At 69.7% G+C, this 16,352-nt stretch carries 13 protein-coding genes; 6 read left to right on the top strand and 7 right to left on the bottom strand.

The window, feature by feature from the left end:
- Positions 1-25: 25 nt before the first annotated feature.
- Positions 26-817: an alpha/beta fold hydrolase gene (locus ACZ5PO_RS07250; RefSeq protein ID WP_464191755.1), complete on the top strand. Its 792-nt coding sequence runs from the start codon at positions 26-28 to the stop codon at positions 815-817.
- Positions 818-878: 61 nt separating this feature from the next.
- Here the strand turns inward: ACZ5PO_RS07250 and ACZ5PO_RS07245 are convergent, their stop codons facing one another.
- Positions 879-2,561: an acyl-CoA dehydrogenase family protein gene (locus ACZ5PO_RS07245; protein ID WP_464191753.1), complete on the bottom strand. Its 1,683-nt coding sequence runs from the start codon at positions 2,559-2,561 to the stop codon at positions 879-881.
- Positions 2,562-2,681: 120 nt separating this feature from the next.
- A complete protein-coding gene (locus tag ACZ5PO_RS07240) occupies positions 2,682-3,548 on the bottom strand; it encodes a DMT family transporter (protein ID WP_464191751.1) in 867 nt (288 codons plus the stop codon).
- Positions 3,549-3,773: 225 nt separating this feature from the next.
- Here ACZ5PO_RS07240 and ACZ5PO_RS07235 point away from each other — a divergent pair, with 225 nt between their 5' ends.
- On the top strand, positions 3,774-4,628 hold the full coding sequence (locus ACZ5PO_RS07235) for a YihY/virulence factor BrkB family protein (protein ID WP_464191749.1): 855 nt from the start codon (positions 3,774-3,776) through the stop codon (positions 4,626-4,628).
- A 146-nt stretch (positions 4,629-4,774) separates the two neighbouring features.
- On the opposite strand, the gene ccrA is transcribed toward ACZ5PO_RS07235, so the two are convergent.
- The gene (gene ccrA, locus ACZ5PO_RS07230; RefSeq protein ID WP_464191747.1) at positions 4,775-6,046 is read right to left on the bottom strand and encodes a crotonyl-CoA carboxylase/reductase; all 1,272 of its coding nucleotides are present in this window, start codon (positions 6,044-6,046) and stop codon (positions 4,775-4,777) included.
- Between the two features lie 286 nt (positions 6,047-6,332).
- Here ccrA and ACZ5PO_RS07225 point away from each other — a divergent pair, with 286 nt between their 5' ends.
- The 3 genes from ACZ5PO_RS07225 (at position 6,333) to ACZ5PO_RS07215 (ending at position 10,514) form a co-directional block, all read left to right on the top strand.
- Positions 6,333-8,408 carry a protein meaA gene (locus tag ACZ5PO_RS07225; RefSeq protein ID WP_464191745.1) on the top strand — a complete coding sequence of 692 codons (2,076 nt, stop codon included), beginning with the start codon at positions 6,333-6,335 and terminating at the stop codon, positions 8,406-8,408.
- Between the two features lie 115 nt (positions 8,409-8,523).
- Positions 8,524-9,270: a DUF1003 domain-containing protein gene (locus ACZ5PO_RS07220; protein WP_464191743.1), complete on the top strand. Its 747-nt coding sequence runs from the start codon at positions 8,524-8,526 to the stop codon at positions 9,268-9,270.
- A 95-nt stretch (positions 9,271-9,365) separates the two neighbouring features.
- Complete coding sequence (locus ACZ5PO_RS07215) at positions 9,366-10,514, top strand: NADH:flavin oxidoreductase/NADH oxidase (protein WP_464191741.1); 1,149 nt, start codon at positions 9,366-9,368, stop codon at positions 10,512-10,514.
- An 84-nt stretch (positions 10,515-10,598) separates the two neighbouring features.
- Here the strand turns inward: ACZ5PO_RS07215 and ppa are convergent, their stop codons facing one another.
- On the bottom strand, positions 10,599-11,132 hold the full coding sequence (gene ppa, locus ACZ5PO_RS07210) for an inorganic diphosphatase (protein ID WP_464191739.1): 534 nt from the start codon (positions 11,130-11,132) through the stop codon (positions 10,599-10,601).
- Between the two features lie 190 nt (positions 11,133-11,322).
- A complete protein-coding gene (locus ACZ5PO_RS07205; protein WP_464191737.1) occupies positions 11,323-11,880 on the bottom strand; it encodes an N-acetyltransferase family protein in 558 nt (185 codons plus the stop codon).
- Between the two features lie 175 nt (positions 11,881-12,055).
- On the opposite strand from ACZ5PO_RS07205, the gene ACZ5PO_RS07200 reads away from it, so the two are divergent.
- Positions 12,056-12,781, top strand: coding sequence for a protein tyrosine phosphatase family protein (locus tag ACZ5PO_RS07200; protein ID WP_464191735.1), 726 nt, complete (start codon positions 12,056-12,058; stop codon positions 12,779-12,781).
- A 46-nt stretch (positions 12,782-12,827) separates the two neighbouring features.
- On the opposite strand, the gene ACZ5PO_RS07195 is transcribed toward ACZ5PO_RS07200, so the two are convergent.
- Complete coding sequence (locus ACZ5PO_RS07195; protein ID WP_464191733.1) at positions 12,828-14,633, bottom strand: ABC transporter ATP-binding protein; 1,806 nt, start codon at positions 14,631-14,633, stop codon at positions 12,828-12,830.
- A gap of 70 nt (positions 14,634-14,703) precedes the next feature.
- Entirely contained in the window at positions 14,704-16,182 is a 1,479-nt protein-coding gene (locus ACZ5PO_RS07190) for an MFS transporter (RefSeq protein ID WP_464191731.1), read from the bottom strand.
- Between the last annotated feature and the right edge of the window lie 170 nt (positions 16,183-16,352).

Below are 16,352 nucleotides of genomic sequence, written 5' to 3'. Positions count from 1 at the left end.
AGGTGCAGAACCAAGGGAGGCGTCCGTGCCCGACATTCAGATCGAAGGCCAGAGGATCAGCTACGAGGATACGGGCGGCGGCGGGCCCGTGCTGGTGTTCAGCCATAGCTTCGGCATGGACGGCTCCATGTTCGCGCCCCAGATCGAGGCCTTTCGCGGCGCCTACCGGTGCATCACCTGGGACGAGCGGGCGCATGGCCGCAGCCGCGCCGAGCGGCCGTTCACCTTCTGGGATTCGGCCAGGGACTGCCTGGCCATCCTCGATGCCCTGGGCGTCGAGACGGCCTCGTTCATCGGCACCAGTCAGGGCGGCTTTCTGTCCCTGCGGGTGGCATTGCTGGCGCCGCAGCGGGTCCGCGCGCTCGCCGTGCTCGGCTCGTCGGCGGCTGCGGAAGACCCCGCTCAGAAGGTGGCGTTCCAGCAGCTCCACGAAGCCTTCGTCGGCGCGGCCGGCGGACCGCCCGAGCCGGTGCTCGACATGATGGCCCATATCTGCCTGGGCACCCGTGTCGATCCCGCACCGTGGAAGCAGATGTGGCGCACATGGCCGGCTGACCAGTTCACCCTGGCCTTCCGGGCCCTCGTCGACCGGGATTCACTGCTGGAGCGCCTTGGGGAGATCGATGCCCCGACGCTCGTGCTGCACGGCTCCGCCGACAACTCCTACGCCCCGTCCTACGGCGAGGCGATCGCGGCCGGCGTTCGCCGCTCCGAGGGCTTCGTGCTGATCGACGGCGGCGCCCACTTCCTGAGCCTGACCGACCCGGAGCCCGTCAACGCGGCGCTCGCGCCCTTCCTGAGCAAATACGCAGGTTAGGGAGCTCAGCCCATCCCAACATCATGGCCGGGCTTGACCCGGCCATATGGCCTTGGCGCGCCTAGTTCCCGCCTTCGATCAGGCGGCGGGCGATGACCTGGGCCTGGATCTCGGCGGCGCCTTCGAAGATCGACAGGATGCGGGCGTCGCAGAGCACGCGGCTGATAGCGTACTCCAGCGCGAAACCGTTGCCGCCGTGGATCTGCAGCGCGTTGTCGGCGTTGGACCAGGCGACGCGGGCGGCGAGCAGCTTGGCCATGCCGGCCTCCAGGTCGCAGCGCTTGCCCTCGTCCTTGGCGCGGCCGGCGAAATAGGTGAGCTGGCGGGCGATCATCAGCTCGGCCGCCATCATGGCGAGCTTGTCGGCGACGCGGGGGAAGTTGACCAGCGCCTTGGCGAACTGGATGCGCTCCAGCGCGTAGCGCAGGCCGAGCTCGAGCGCGCTCTGGGCGACGCCGACGGCGCGGGCCGCGGTCTGGATGCGGGCCGCCTCGAAGGTCTGCATGAGCTGGCGGAAGCCCTCGCCCTCGACGCCGCCGAGCAGGTTGTCGCCCTTCACCTCGAAACCGTCGAAGGCGAGCTCGAACTCCTTCATGCCGCGGTAGCCCAGCACCTCGATCTCGCCGCCGGTGAGGCCGTCGACGGGGAAGGGGTCCTCGTCGGTGCCGCGCGGCTTCTCGCCGAGCAGGAGCGACAGGCCGCGGTAGCCGGGCGCGTCGGGCTTGGTGCGGACCAGCATGGTCATCAGGTCGGCGCGCACCGGATGGGTGATCCAGGTCTTGTTGCCGTAGACCTTCCACACGTCGCCCTCCTTCACCGCGCGGGTGCGCAGCGAGGCGAGGTCGGAGCCGGTGTTGGGCTCGGTGAACACCGCCGTGGGCAGGATCTCGCCCGAGGCGATCTTGGGCAGATAGTGCTGCTTCTGCGCGTCGGTGCCGCCGCCCAGGATCAGCTCGGCGGCGATCTCGGAGCGGGTGCCGAGCGAGCCGACGCCAATGTAGGCCCGCGACAGCTCCTCCGAGACCACGCACATGGAGACCTTGGAGAGGCCCATGCCGCCGTATTCCTCGGGGATGGTCAGGCCGAACACGCCGAGCTCGGCCATGTGCGCCACGACCTCGAGCGGGATGTAGGAATTGGTCAGGTGCCACTCGTGCGCGAACGGCACCACTTCCGCATCGGCGAAGCGTTTCATCTCCGAGCGGATCGCCTCGAGCGTCTCGTCGAGGCCGGTGGCGCCGATGCTGGAGCCGCCGTCCATGTCGCGCATCAGCGTCACCAGGCGGGCGCGCGCCGCCGGCGTGTTGCCGCCGGCGATCAGCTCCTCGATGGCGGCGGTGCGGCGGGCGGCGACGGTGTGCCCGTCGAGGCCGAGGTCGGCCAGGCGCACGATCTCGTTCTGGCTGATCGGGATGCCGCCGAAGATCTGCGCCGCATACTCGCCGGCGGCGATGGCGAGCAGCAGCTGCTCCACCTCGCCGAACTTGCCTTCGTCCGTGAGCCGCTCGGCCCAGTGGACGGCCTCGCGCACGCCGGTGACGTAGGTGGCGAGCCAGGACAGGCCGTGGGTCGCGTGCTGCTCGGCATCGAGCAGGGACGAGGAGACCTTGCCGGCCTCCGTCACCCGGTCCCGCACGGTGGCGGTCGCGGCGGCAAGCAGCGATTCCAGATCCTGCGACGCCTGGCGCGCGAGCGCGATGATATCGGTCGCGGGCTGGGCGGTGGCGGTCGCCGCGGAGCTCATGGCAATGTCCTCGAAATCGGTGCTGCGTGGGCCGGTTCTGAACCGTCTGACTGCGTTGCAACATAGCCGAGCCACGGGGCGAGGCAACGCCGATGTGAACGGGGCCGTCGCGGCCACGGCTCAGCCGCGGGCCAGGGCGACGCCGCCGGCGGCGACCGCCATGCCGACGATCTGGACGAGGCTCAGCTGCTCGCCGAACAGGGCGTAGGCCAGCAGCGCGGCCACCGGCGGCACCAGGTAGAACAGCGCGGCGACACCGGCCACGGCGCCGCGGCGGAGGAGGCCGAGCAGCAGCAGGATGCCGCCGCTCGAGAGCACGAGCACGGCCCAGCCCAGGCCGATCCAGACGTCGGCCGATCCGTCGAACTGCAGGCTCTCGGCGAAGAGCGCCACGGGCAGCGTGACCACCAGGGCGGCGGCGAACTGCACCGCCGCGTTGGTGCGCAGGTCGATGCCGCCCCCCGTGCGCTTCTGCCAGAGGGTGCCCAGGGTCACCGCGACCATGGCCAGGCCGCAGGCGGCGACGGCGTAGGCCGGAAAACCGTCGGCCACGCCGAGCTTCGGCCACAGCACCAGGGCGACGCCGACGATGCCGGCGACGAGACCGGCCCAGCGGCGGCCGCTGACGGTCTCGCCCAGCACCGGGCCGGCGAGCAGCCCGGTGAGGATCGGCTGCATGGCGGTGATCAGCGCCGCGATGCCCGCCGGCAGGCCGTGACGGACCGACCAGAAGACGCCGCCGAGATAGATCGCCTGCAGCAGAATCCCGCTCACCACCGCGTCGCGCCAGGCCCGTCCCGTCGCCGGCCACCGTGCGCCGGCGGCCACCGCGAGCAGCGTGAGCACGGCGATCGTGCCGGCGTAGCGGGCGCACAGAAAGGTCAGAGGTTCCGCATGGGGCGCGACGAGGCGGGCGACGATGAAGCCGGTCGCCCAGATGAAGACGAACAGGGGCGGGGCGAACTGGTCGGCGGGGGATGGACGCATGGCGCGGCCCAGGAATCATGCTCCGGCGGCGGAGGCAACACGGGCGGCCGGCGGCGGATCGATTAGCCGGCACATTGACGGCCGTCGTCGCGGCGTCCGCACACCGGGACCGCGAGTGCGCCATTGCGTTGGCCACACCCTTGGGCAAACTGCGCCGGCCCACGCGCGAACCGGCTCCCGTCAGCCGTGCGGCACGGCAACGGATGAGGCGACGAAGGAGGCCCGGTGTCCTGGATCGCGGTGGTGTTCCGCACCGTTTACACGGCGGCGATGCGCTTCATCGAGCATGACGGCTGGGCGCTGGCGAGCCACATCGCCATGTCGATCCTGATGTCGCTGTTCCCGTTCATCATCGTGATGGCGGCGGTGGCGAGCCTGCTCGGTTCGGCGGAGCTGGCCGACAAGGCGGCCGGCTTCATCTTCGAGACGTGGCCGGCGGAGGTGGCGAAGCCGATCGCGCAGGAGATGCGCCACGTGCTGACGGTGACCCGTCGCGATGCGCTGACCGTCGGTGCGCTGTTCGCCCTCTATTTCTCGTCGAGCGGCATCGAGGCTCTGCGCGTCGGCCTGAACCGCGCCTATCGCTGCTACGAATGGCGGCCGTGGTACTGGACGCGGGTCGAGTCCATCGTGTTCGTGCTGTTCGGCGCCGTCGCGCTGATCGTCTTCGCCCTGCTCGTCGTGCTCGGCCCGGTGCTGTGGGCGACGCTGACCAGCTACGTGCCGGCGCTGCAGCCGCTCGGCACGCTGGTGGCGCTGGCGCGCTTCCTCATCGCCGGCGCAGTCATCTTCGTCGTGCTGCTGTTCGCCCACCTGGCGCTCGCGGCGGGCCGGCGGCGGCTGCGCGACGTGCTGCCCGGCATCTTCGCCACCATGATCCTGTGGCTCGCCGGCGGCACCATCTTCGGCTTCTATCTCGAGGACTTCGGCAGCAGGGGCTACGTGACCACCTACGCCGGCCTCGCCTCCGGCGCCATCGCGCTGGTCTTCCTGTACCTGCTCGCCGCCATCTTCCTGTTCGGCGGCGAGCTCAACGCCGCGCTGGTCGACGCCGAGAACGCCGGCATCAGCCCGGGGTGACGGCAGCGGTCCGAGCCGCGCCAATCACGACATGACGCCGAGGCTCTCTCCCGGGCACGGCTTCGCCGCTGCAAGTCGGGTAGGCCCGACTTGCACAGGGGACTAGGGAGGGAGGAGCCTCACTTGCTAGAAGGGCTCGCGCCCCCTCAGCCCGCGGCCTCGACCACGTCCTCGAAGGTGCGCAGGCCGGTGCGCGGGGCGTTGACCAGCACCGACATGTTGCCCGGCGCGTGCTGGTTCTTCCACATCTTGGTGTGCGCCAGCGGGATCTCGGCCCAGGGGAAGACCTCCGACATGCACGGGTCGATGCGCTGGTCGAGCACGAACTGGTTGGCGGCCGCCGCCTGCTTCAGGTGGGCGAAGTGGGAGCCCTGGATGCGCTTCTGGCGCATCCAGACGTAGCGGGCGTCGAAGGTGATGTTGAAGCCTGAGGTGCCGGCGCAGAACACCACCATGCCGCCGCGCTTCACCACCAGCGTCGAGACCGGGAAGGTCGCCTCGCCCGGGTGCTCGAAGACGATGTCCACGTCCTTCTTGCCGGTGATGTCCCAGATCGCCTTGCCGAAGCCGCGGGCGTTCTTGAGCCAGGTGTTGTACTCGGGCGAGTTGACCTTGGGCATCTGGCCCCAGCAGTCGAACTCCTTGCGGTTGATGACGCCCTTGGCGCCGATCTGCATGACGTAGTCGCGCTTGGATTCGTCGGAGATCACGCCGATGGCGTTGGCGCCCGAGGCGGCGCAGAGCTGCACGCCGAACACGCCGAGACCGCCGGAGGCGCCCCAGACCAGGACGTTGTCGCCGGGCTTCACCGTATGCGGCGCATGCCCGAACAGCATGCGGTAGGCGGTGGCCAGCGTCAGGGTGTAGGAGGCCGACTCTTCCCAGGTCAGGTGGCGCGGCTTCGGCATCAGCTGGCGCGACTGCACGCGGCAGAACTGGGCGAACGAGCCGTCCGGCGTCTCGTAGCCCCAGATGCGCTGGGACGGCGAGAACATCGGGTCGCCGCCGTTGCACTCCTCGTCGTCGCCGTCGTCCTGGTTACAGTGGACGACCACCTCGTCGCCGACCTTCCAGCGCTTGACCTTGCTGCCGACGGCCCAGACGACGCCCGAGGCGTCGGAGCCGGCCACGTGATAGGGCGCCTTGTGCACGTCGAGCACCGAGATCGGCTCGCCCAGCGCCGCCCAGACGCCGTTGTAGTTGACGCCCGCCGCCATGACGTAGACGAGCACTTCATCCTCGCCGATGGACCAGGTGGGGATCGTCTCGATCTGCATCGCCGTTTCCGGCGGGCCGTGCCGCTCCTTGCGGACCACCCAGGCCGTCATCGTCTCCGGCACGTGCCCGAGCGGCGGCACTTCGCCCATCGCGTAGTGGCCCTTGGCAGCATCGGACTTCAGCTTGTGGACGGCGCTCATAGAAATTCCTACTCGTTTCCGGCGGCCTTCGGAGGCCCATCATAGCTCAATGTTGCGGTGCGCAAAACCGGCCGGTCCGGATTTGTTACATTTGCGACTTCCGCGGACCGCCGTGCTACTCTCACGAACCGCGGCCCAGGCCAAGACCCCAAAACGGCCGTCTCATCATAAGTGATAGCAAGCGCGGGCGAGGCCGCTTTGCCCTCGGGCGAGACAAGCGCGATCGTTCCTGATTAGAATGGTGCAGAGCAACATGGCGGCGACCAGCAGAAGGGTGGACAGCGACATGACCGGAGCGAAAGCGGGCCAGGCGCCCCAGTCCTCGGCGCCCGAGCGCGACAAGCCCTGGATCTTCCGGACCTATGCCGGCCACTCGACGGCGTCGGACTCCAACAAGCTCTACCGCAGCAACCTCGCCAAGGGGCAGACCGGCCTGTCGGTGGCGTTCGACCTGCCGACGCAGACCGGCTACGACCCGGACCATGAGCTGGCGCGCGGCGAGGTCGGCAAGGTCGGTGTGCCGATCTCGCACATCGGCGACATGCGCACGCTGTTCGCCGACATTCCGCTCGCCACCATGAACACGTCGATGACGATCAACGCGACGGCGGCGTGGCTGCTGGCGCTCTACATCGCCGTGGCGGACGAGCAGGGGGCGCCGCGCGGGGCGCTGACCGGCACCACCCAGAACGACATCATCAAGGAATACCTGTCGCGCGGCACCTACGTATTCCCGCCGGCGCCCTCCATGCGGCTGATCAAGGACGTGGCGCTGTTCACGACCCGCGAGCTGCCGAAGTGGAACCCGATGAACGTCTGCTCCTACCACCTGCAGGAGGCGGGGGCGACGCCGGTGCAGGAGCTGTCCTACGCGCTGGCCACCGCCATCGCCGTGCTCGACACGGTGAAGGCCAGCGGCGAGGTGGACGAGGCCACCTTCGGCGAGGTGGTCGGCCGCATCTCCTTCTTCGTCAACGCGGGCCTGCGCTTCATCACCGAGATGTGCAAGATGCGCGCCTTCGCCGAGCTGTGGGACGAGATCTGCACCGAGCGCTACGGCATCACCAACCCCAAGCAGAAGCTGTTCCGCTACGGCGTGCAGGTGAACTCGCTGGGCCTCACCGAGCCGCAGCCCGAGAACAACGTCTACCGCATCCTGATCGAGATGCTCGCGGTAGTGCTGTCGAAGAAGGCGCGGGCCCGGGCCGTGCAGCTGCCGGCCTGGAACGAGGCGCTCGGCCTGCCCAGGCCCTGGGACCAGCAATGGTCGATCCGCATGCAGCAGATCGTGGCCTACGAGACCGACCTGCTCGACTACGCCGACATCTTCGACGGATCGACCGAGGTCACGCGCAAGGTCGAGGAGCTGAAGGCGGCCGCTCGCGCCGAGCTCGCCCGCATCGACGCCGAGGGCGGCGCCATCGCCGCCGTCGAGAGCGGCACCATGAAGCGCGCGCTGGTGGAATCCAACGCCCAGCGGCTCACCGCCATCGAGGCCGGCACCCTCACCGTGGTCGGCGTCAACCGCTGGACCGAGACCGAGCCGTCGCCGCTGACGGCCGGCGAGGGCGCCATCCTCACCGTGTCCGAGACGGTCGAGATGGATGCCGTCGCCAGGATCAAGGCGTGGCGCAGCAAGCGCGACCAGGCCGCGGTCGACGCCGCCCTGGGCGCGCTCGCGGCGGCGGCGAAGGACGGCCGCAACGTCATGGAGCCGTCGATCGCCTGCGCCAAGGCCGGCGTCACCACAGGCGAATGGGGCGAGACCCTGCGGGAGATCTTCGGCCAGTACCGGGCGCCGACCGGCGTGACCGTCGAGACCAAGTCGCCGGAGATGGAGCGGGAGGTCAGGCTGCTCGTCGCCGACCTGGCCGAGCGCCTCGGCGAAACGCCCCGACTGGTGGTCGGCAAGCCCGGCCTCGACGGCCATTCCAACGGCGCCGAGCAGGTGGCGCTGCGCGCCCGCGACGTCGGCATGGACGTGACCTACGACGGCATCCGCCAGACGCCCGGCGAGATCGTCGCCAAGGCGCGGGAGACCAACGCGCACGTCATCGGCCTGTCGATCCTGTCGGGCTCGCACATTCCGCTGGTGCGCGAGGTGAAGGCGCGGCTGCGGCTCGAAGGGCTCGACCACATCCCCGTCGTCGTCGGCGGCATCGTGCCGCCGGAGGACGAGCTGGTGCTGAAGAACATCGGCGTCGCCGCCGTCTACACGCCGAAGGACTATGAGCTCGACCAGGTCATGAAGGGCATCGTGCAGGTGGTGCAAAGATCCCTTGATCACCAGAAGGCGGCGGCCGAGGCTCAGCCGGGCGAGCGCCGGCCCCCGGCCGCGGGCCGGGTCGCCAGCCGCGGCTGAGGCGTTCGCCGCGGCCTAAGCCGAATGTCCGAGCTCCGTCCACCGGGCGGCCTCGGACATTCTGTATGATCTCAACGTCTTGGTAGAGATTCGCGGCGAAGAGGCACCGGATCCGATGGTTGAAGCATCCCCATCGCGGCCGTCGCCCGAGCGGCGCGGCCATGCCAACGAGCACGGTGCCTGCGCGCTGACCGGCCAACACCTGCCGTTGCGGGATCTCATGCTCATGGGCGAGGTGCGGCCGGCGCTCGCCACCCGCATCATGGCCGAGCACCCGGGCCTCGACAGCAACGCCCTGGTCAGCCGCGACGAGGTCGCGCGCTACCGCGCCCGCTATGTCGAGGAGCTGCTGACGGCCGAGCGCGGCGAGCTGACCGCGCTCGACCGGGAGGTGACCGAGAGCCTGGCGCGGCAGGAGACGCTGGTCGAGAACATCGAGGCCCAGTTCGATCAGAAGCGCAGCCTCGGCGAGCGGCTGTCGGACGGCCTGGCGACCTTCGGCGGCAGCTGGGGCTTCCTCATCAGCTTCGCGCTGGTGCTTGTCGGATGGATCGCGCTCAATGCCGCGCTCCGGGCCGAGCAGGCATTCGATCCCTTTCCCTACATCCTGCTCAATCTCGTCCTGTCGTGCCTCGCCGCCGTCCAGGCACCGATCATCATGATGAGCCAGAAGCGCCAGGAGACGAAGGATCGCCTCCGCTCGGAGAACGACTACAAGGTGAACCTCAAGGCCGAGCTGGAGATCCGCCACCTGCACGAGAAGCTCGACCACCTGCTCACCCGGCAATGGCAGCGGATGACGGAGCTGCAGCAGCTGCAGCTCGAGCTGATGCAGGAGCTGGACAAGCGCAGCAAGCGCTGAGGGCCTGCGTAGAGATTGCGGCGGGCTTGACCCGGCCGTCCATCCGCTCAAGAGAAGCGGCCAGACCAAGAGACTGACCGTAGGGAGATGGGCCGATGTCCGACAGCCAGCTATTCTCGGGCTATGCTCTGCGCGACATCCGGCTGAAGAACCGCATCGTCGCCTCGCCCATGTGGCAGTACCGCGGCGAGCGGGGCTTCGCGACGGACTGGCACCTCATGCACCTGGGGCGGCTCGCCGACGGCGGCGCCGGCCTCGTCGTCCAGGAGGGCACCACGGTCGAGCGGCGCGCCTGCGGCACGGTCGGCGATATCGGCATCTGGGACGACGCGTTCGTGGCGCAGCTGTCGCGCATCGTCCGGCTGATCCGCGCCAACGGCGCCGTGCCGGGCATCCAGCTCATGCATGCCGGCCGCAAGGCCCGCACCAAGCGCCCCGTCGACGGTCCAGGCCTGTTGGAGCGCACCCCCGAGATCGACGACTGGGAGGCGTGGGACGTGGTCGCGCCGAGCGCCGTGCCGTTGAAGGAGGGCCTGGCGCCGCCGCGGGAGATGACGGCGGCCGACGTCCAGGCGGTGATCGATGCCTTCGTCGCCGGAGCGCGGCGGGCCGGTGAAGCCGGTTACGACGTGCTCGAGATCCACGGCGCCCACGGCTATCTGATCCACCAGTTCCTGTCGGAGCTGACCAACCGTCGCGGCGATCGCTACGGCGGCTCGTTCGACAATCGCGTCCGCTTCCTGACCGAGGTGGTGGAGGGCGTGCGCTCGGTGTGGCCCACCGGCAAGCCGCTCATGCTGCGGCTGTCGTGCATCGACGGGGCGGGCTGGACGCTCGAGCATACCATCGAGCTGGTCAAGCGCGTGAAGAGACTGGGCGTCGATTGCATCGACTGCAGCTCCGGCGGCCTCGTCGGCTCGCCGATCCCGTCGGGCCAGCCGCTCGACTATGGCTACCAGGTCCCCTTCGCCGCCGCGGTGCGCCGCGCCGCCGAGATTCCGACGGCTGCTGTGGGCCTGATCGTCCACGCCCGCCAGGCCGAGGACATCGTGGCAGGCGGAGCCGCCGATCTGGTCCTGCTCGGCCGTGAGCTGATCTACAATCCCAACTGGCCGATCGACGCGGCGCAGAAGCTCGGCATCGATCCGGGGTTCGCGGCGCAGCCCGCCCACATCGGGCTCTGGCTCGGCAAGCGTGCGTCGACCTCGCCGAGCCTGGTGCCCTCGACCTTTCCCGTGGCTTGAGCTGCCGCAGCGTCGCCCGATCAGGTGTGCTCATCTGATCGGGACGAGATGCTCAAACCCCGTGGGCAGCGGTCCCGGCGGCGGTCAGGCCTGTTTCTTGGCCCGCTCGATCGCTTCCACCACGAACTGGCGCGCCTCCTCGGCATCGCCCCAGCCGCGCAGCTTCACCCACTTGCCGGGCTCCAGATCCTTGTAGTGCAGGAAGAAATGCTCGATCTGCTTCCAGGTGATCTCGGGCAGGTCCGTGTAGCTGTGGACCTTTTCGTAGCGCCGCGTCAGCTTGAGCGACGGCACGGCGATGATCTTCTCGTCGCCGCCGCCGTCGTCCTCCATCTTCAGCACGCCGATCGGCCGGCAGCTGATCACGGCGCCCGGGATGATCGGCCGGGTGTTGGCCACCAGCACGTCGATGGGATCGCCGTCGTCGGAGAGCGTGTGCGGCACGAAGCCGTAGTTTCCGGGATAACGCATGGGCGTGTAGAGGAAGCGGTCGACGTAGAGGGTGCCGGCGGCCTTATCCATCTCGTATTTGACAGGCTCGCCCCCCATCGGGACCTCGACGATGACGTTGATGTCGTGGGGCGGGTTCTTGCCGATCGGGATGGCATCGATACGCATGAGATGAGGCTTTCCAGTCCATCTGTGGGAGGAGGCGCTCGAGCGCCTCGCGACCCGGCGGACATCACCCGGTCGCCGATAAGCGCTCCAAGGCCGCTTGCGACCACGCCTGTTTATGGCGAGATGCGCCGGCCAACAAGCTCACGATTTGACCAAAGTTCTGCCGGGGCTGGCGATTTCGCCGCAGCTATCAGCCGAAGGCGAAGGCCACGCGCTCCAGCGGCACGCCGCCGAAGCGGGTTTCGCCACGGGTGACGGCCCGGCCGCCCATGCCCTCATAGAACCGGCAGGCCCGATCGTTGTCGGCCAGCGACCAGACCACGAACGTCTTGAAGCCCTGGGTGGCGAGGTCGCGGCGCACCGCGCCGAACAGGCGCCGGCCGAGCCCGATGCCCTGGAACACCGGATCGAGATAGAGCTCGTCGATCTCGCCGCCCTGCGGCAGCCCGAGCGAGCGGCTCTGCCCGTAGCTGGCATAGCCGCCGATACGCTCGCCCATGTCCAGCACGACGAGCGGCCGCGCCCGCGCCGCGGCGGCGATGCGCCACCACCGTGGCCCGCGCTTGGCGATCATGCGCTCCAGCACCACACCGGGGATGAGGCCGCGATAAGCTTCCCGCCACGCGGCGTCATGCACGACCGCGAGGCCCGCGGCATCGGAGGGCTTGGCACGACGGATGCTGGTGACGAGCTCGCGCACGAGGTGAAGGTTAGGAGAGGCGGGGGCGCGGCACAAGAGGAAACGCATGTGACGAACGCGTGATGGAATGCCGCGCATGCGGATGCGAGCGCGGCACCGCCCTCGTCACCATCTCCGGCGGAACCGCCGCCTGTTTCGGAGCCGATTTGGGATTCGGGGACGGCTTTGTTAAAGAGCCCGCGCGCCCGCGCCGTGGCGAATTTGCGGATGACGACGAGCGTCGATGACTTTCAGCAGGGACATGAGGGACGAAGCGCGCTACGCCCGGCGCATGGCACGGATCGCGCGCTGGGATCGGCCGGTGGGCGGGGCGGTCGACCGGCTCAGCGCCTGGGCCAACATGCTGCTGGTCGACCACGGCCTGTTCCGTGTCTTCTACCTCAACCGCGTCCGCGTCACGCCCAAGTTCTGGCGGGCGGCCCAGCCGGCGCCGCACCAGATCGCGGCCCTGGCCCGGGCCGGCGTGAAGACCGTGGTCAATCTGCGCGGCGGCCGCGAATACGGCTCCTGGCCGCTGGAGCGGGAAGCCTGCGACCACCACGGCATCGCGCTGACCGAATTCGTCGTGCGCTCGCGCGAGGCGCCGACCCGCGACACCATCGTGGCGGCCAAGGCCTTCTTCGACACGCTGACCTATCCCGTGCTGGTGCATTGCAAGTCGGGCGCCGACCGCGCCGGCTTCATGGCGGCGCTCTATCTCCTGCTGCACGAGGAGCGGCCGCTCGCCGAGGCGGTGCAGCAGCTGTCGATCCGCTACGGCCATTTCCGCTTCGCCAAGACCGGCATCCTCGATGCCTTCTTCGAGGCCTATGCACGGGATGGCGAGGCCAAGGGCCTGGATTTCCTGACCTGGGTCGAGACGGTCTACGATCCCGAGGCGCTGCAGCGCAGCTTCAAGCCCGGCCTCCTGTCGGACCTGCTGGTCGACCGCGTCATGCACCGGGAGTGATCCGGCGGCGGTCCAGCTTACGTTAGGCTTTCAGAACGATCCCGGCTCACGCCCGCAGGGCGTCGGCGGCGCTCGCAAGCTCCACGATGAGGCCGTCGTCGGCGAGCTGAAGCCGGCTCAGCTTGGCGTAGAGGCCGCCGCGGGCGACGAGCTCGTCGTGGTCGCCGACCTCGGCCACGCGGCCGTGGTCCATGACGACGATGACGTCGGCGTCGCGGACGGTGGACAGGCGATGGGCGATGACGAGGGTGGTGCGCCCCTTCATCAGCCGTGCCAGGGCGGCCTGCACCAGCCCTTCCGATTCGGCGTCGAGCGCGCTGGTCGCCTCGTCGAGGAGCAGGATCGGCGCGTCCTTGAGGATGGCGCGCGCCAGCGATACGCGCTGGCGCTCGCCGCCGGAGAGCCGCGAGCCGCCGGGGCCCACCCGCGTGTCGTAGCCTTCCGGCAGCCGCGCGATGAACTGGTGGGCGGCGGCGGCTTCGGCCGCCGCCATGATCTCCGCGTCGCTCGCGCCCGGCCGGCCGAAGGCGATATTGGCCTTCACCGTATCGTCGAAGAGCACGACCTCCTGGCTCACCAGGGCGATCTGGGCGCGCAGGCTGGCCAGGGTGGCGTCGCGCACGTCGGTGCCGTCGATGCGGACGGCGCCGGCGGTGACGTCGTAGAGGCGCGGCACCAGCGCCATCAGCGACGACTTGCCCGATCCCGAGCGGCCGACGAGCGCCGTCGTCCTGCCGCCGGGCACGGTGAGGTCGATGCCCTCCAGCGCCGGCGCGTCGTCGCGGTAGCGGAAGCGCACGTCGTCGAAGGTGATGGTGCCGGAGGTGACCGCCAGCGCACCGGCACCCGGGCGGTCGACGATGGTCGGCGCCTCGTCCATCAGCGTGAAATAGCGCTTCAGGGCGGACATGGCCTCCTGCACGATGGCATTGAGGTTGCCGATCGAGCGCATCGGCTGGGCGGCGAGCAGCAGCGCGGTGACGAAGCCGGTGAAGGCGCCGACGGTCGATGTGCCGCTGGAGATGCGCAGGCCGATCAGCACCAGCACGCCGGCCACCGCGACGCCGCCGCCGACCTCGAGCAGCGGGTCGAGGCGCCCGCGCGCGTTGGCCGCCTTCATCTTCAGCCGCCGCACGTCGTCGAAGGCCTTGCTGGCGCGCCCCTTGAGGTAGCCCTCCAGCGCAAATGTCTTGGCGACGCGGGCGCCGGCCAGGCTCTCGGTGACGAGGCCCGCCATGGCGCCGATCTGCTCCTGGGTGGAGGTGGCGACGCGGCGCAGCTTCTTGCCGATGCGGCCGATCGGGATCGCCGCGAACGGCACCACCAGCCCGGCGACGATGGTCAGCACCGGGTCGATCCACAGCATGGCGCAGACCAGCGCGATGATCTGCGCCAGGTCGCGCAGGAACACGGTCGACAGCCGGGTCAGCGCCTCCTTGATGAAGGCGAAGTCGGTGGTGAAGCGCTGGGTGAAGGCCGCCGGGCTCTCGCGGCCGAGCTGGGCCAGGTCGGCGTCGATCAGGTGCGCATAGAGCGCGCTCTGCATGTCGGCTTCGATCTGGGTCACCACGCGGTTGGTCAGGATCGTCTGCGCCAGCAGCGAGAAGCCGCGCACCGAGGTGACCGCGACGACGAAGAGCGGCGCGTACAGGATCGCCTGGGTGTCCTTGTTGGTGAAGGCGTCGTAGGCGTGGTTGATCAGGATGGGGTAGAGGCCGGTCGCTCCCGCCACCAGCGCGATGCAGGCGAGCACCAGCAGCAGCGTCGGCCAGTGCGGCTGCATCCAGCCGCTCCACAGCCGCCGCAACGTCGGCAGCGTGTCGCCCGACAGGTCCAGGGGAGCCTTGCTCATGGCAAGGGGGCTAGCACGCGGCCTGCCCGCCGGCAAACCGGCCGTGGCGCCGACCCCATTCCATGGGGCATCACGGGTCGTGGGCGGCGAGCGGCCGGGCGATGCTTTCGAGCGGCTTGCGTTCCGCCGCGATGCCCCAGCCCCACATGACGGCCGCGGCGGCGATCATCAGCGCCGCGCCGAAGGCGTAGCCGCCGAACACCGCCTGGCGCGATCCGGTCTCCACCAGCCAGGCGAAGACGGCCGGCCCGGCGACGCCGCCGATGCCGGTGCCGACGGCGTAGAAGATGGCGATGGCGAGCGCCCGGATCTCGAGCGGGAAGGTCTCGCTGACGGTGAGGTAGGCGGAGCTCGCGGCGCACGAGGCGAAGAAGAAGATGACCGACCAGCACAGCGTCTGCGTCGTGGCCGACAGCAGGTCGGCGGCGAACAGGGCGCCCGTGGCCACGAGCAGCAGGCCCGAGACGAGATAGGTCGCGCTGATCATGATGCGCCGGCCGAGCGTGTCGAACAGGCGCCCGAGCACCACCGGGCCCAGGAAGTTGCCGGCGGCGAACGGCAGGATGTACCAGCCGATGTGCGCCGCCGGGATGCCGTAGAAATCCATCAGCACCAGGGCGTAGGTGAAGAAGACGGCATTGTAGAAGAAGGCCTGCGCCACCATCAGCGCCAGCCCCACCAGGGCGCGCCGGCGGTGGACGACGAACAGCGCGGTGAAGGCTTCGCCCATGGGCGTGTGGGTGCGCGGGCGCAGGCGGATCGGGCCGCCCGCGGGCGCCGGCAGCTGCTTGCCTTGGGCCTCCAGCGCCGCCTCGATCTCGGCGGCGATGCGGTCGGCCTCGGCCTTGCGGCCGTGGATGATGAGCCAGCGCGGGCTCTCCGGCAGCCAGGTGCGCAGCACCAGGATGACGAGGCCGAGCGCCGCGCCGATGAAGAAGGCGAGCCGCCAGCCGAGTTCCGGGTCGATGATGGCTGGATCGAGCAGCACCAGCGAGCCGGCGGCGCCGAGCGCCGCGCCGACCCAGAAGCTGCCGTTGATGACGAGGTCGGTCTGGCCCCGGTAGCGGGCCGGGATCAGCTCCTGGATGGTGGAGTTGATGGCCGTGTACTCGCCGCCGATGCCGGCGCCGGTGAGGAACCGGAACAGCATGAAGCTCCACAGGTTCCAGGAGAAGGCCGTGGCCGCCGTGGCGGCGATGTAGAGCGCCAGCGTGATGAAGAACAGTCGCTTGCGGCCGAGCCGGTCGGTCAGCCAGCCGAAGCCGAGGGCGCCGAGGACGGCGCCGAGCAGATAAGCGCTCGCGGCGAGGCCGACGTCGGCGTTGCTGAAGGCCAGCACCGGGCTCTTGGTGAGCGCACCGGCCAGGGAGCCGGCGAGCGTCACCTCCAGGCCATCCAGGATCCAGGTGACGCCCAGCGCCACCACGACCAGCGTATGGAAGCGTCCCCATGGCAGCCGGTCGAGCCGGGCGGGAATGAGCGTCTCGACCGGGACGGGCGGTGCCGGCTCAACCTGGCGGGACCGGGCGAGGACACCGTCGCTGCTCACCGCGGGTGCCCCGCCATTCGCTCCCCCGTCCTTTCAGGGCCCGTTCAGCCGACGCACGCCACAGTCGGGCCGAATCAGGGTCCGTCGCCGCAACGGCCGTCCCCCACATCAACCGGGCGGGGCGGCGACGGTTCCGTCGTGCGGCCGCATGTGGCAGAATCGTCGGGCGG

Source organism: Chelatococcus sp. KU-N122 (assembly GCF_055391085.1).
Note: the sequence above shows the minus strand (reverse complement) of the source record. Positions and strands in the feature narration are given on the sequence as shown.

Coding starts and splice junctions, on each gene's coding strand:
- ACZ5PO_RS07240 (WP_464191751.1), bottom strand. CDS start 3,548: ATGCGTCCATCCCCCGCCGACCAGTTCGCCCCGCCCCTGTTCGTCTTC.
- ACZ5PO_RS07245 (WP_464191753.1), bottom strand. CDS start 2,561: ATGAGCTCCGCGGCGACCGCCACCGCCCAGCCCGCGACCGATATCATC.
- ACZ5PO_RS07205 (WP_464191737.1), bottom strand. CDS start 11,880: ATGCGTTTCCTCTTGTGCCGCGCCCCCGCCTCTCCTAACCTTCACCTC.
- ACZ5PO_RS07225 (WP_464191745.1), top strand. CDS start 6,333: ATGACCGGAGCGAAAGCGGGCCAGGCGCCCCAGTCCTCGGCGCCCGAG.
- ACZ5PO_RS07200 (WP_464191735.1), top strand. CDS start 12,056: ATGACTTTCAGCAGGGACATGAGGGACGAAGCGCGCTACGCCCGGCGC.
- ACZ5PO_RS07220 (WP_464191743.1), top strand. CDS start 8,524: ATGGTTGAAGCATCCCCATCGCGGCCGTCGCCCGAGCGGCGCGGCCAT.
- ACZ5PO_RS07215 (WP_464191741.1), top strand. CDS start 9,366: ATGTCCGACAGCCAGCTATTCTCGGGCTATGCTCTGCGCGACATCCGG.
- ACZ5PO_RS07195 (WP_464191733.1), bottom strand. CDS start 14,633: ATGAGCAAGGCTCCCCTGGACCTGTCGGGCGACACGCTGCCGACGTTG.
- ppa (WP_464191739.1), bottom strand. CDS start 11,132: ATGCGTATCGATGCCATCCCGATCGGCAAGAACCCGCCCCACGACATC.
- ccrA (WP_464191747.1), bottom strand. CDS start 6,046: ATGAGCGCCGTCCACAAGCTGAAGTCCGATGCTGCCAAGGGCCACTAC.